The 701-nt window shown below is 74.3% G+C and carries 1 protein-coding gene; it reads left to right on the top strand.

Features of this window, described 5'->3' with window-relative positions; genetic code table 11:
• Positions 1-701: hypothetical protein (locus A9X03_RS30265; protein ID WP_231975394.1), on the top strand; the 701-nt coding region annotated here is incomplete at both ends.

Below are 701 nucleotides of genomic sequence, written 5' to 3' on the forward strand. Positions count from 1 at the left end.
GGTGCGCGACCTGCGCACGGATCGCGGGCCGGTGCTGCTGATCACCGCGCTGCACCGCGACTTCGCATCGACCGACACCTTGGCCGCGTTGGCCATCGCCGACGTCGGCGTCGCGCTCGACGACCCCCAGGCCGCGACGCCCTGGACGGCGGACATCATCACCGGCACGGACCTGGCCGCCGCGGTGCGCATCCTTTCGGCGCTGCCGGTGGCCCGGGAGGCGACGGAGTCGGCGGTGCGCCTGGCCAAGGGCGGCAGCACCCTGGCGGGGCTGTTGCTGGTCACCGGCGACCCGCGCACCCTGAGCCCGTTCGCCGTGCAGCGCCGAAAGGATGCGCACCGCGGCGGCCAGGTCCGTGCCGGTGATGATGTCCGCCGTCCAGGGCGTCGCGGCCTGGGGGTCGTCGAGCGCGACGCCGACGTCGGCGATGGCCAACGCGGCCAAGGTGTCGGTCGATGCGAAGTCGCGGTGCAGCGCGGTGATCAGCAGCACCGGCCCGCGATCCGTGCGCAGGTCGCGCACCAACTGCAGCAGTGGCGTGCCCGGGGGGTGGCTGACGGCGACGCTGGCGGTCAGGTCCTCGGTGCCGGCGACGTGGCGCAACACCACCCGTGCACCGGTCCGGTGCGCGATCTGCAGCAGCGGGATGGCGAACGGGTCGACCTCCCAGCCGACGTCGACGCTGCCGACGCGTTCGCCG

This window comes from Mycobacterium sp. E1715, assembly GCF_001667625.1.
Lineage (GTDB): Bacteria > Actinomycetota > Actinomycetes > Mycobacteriales > Mycobacteriaceae > Mycobacterium.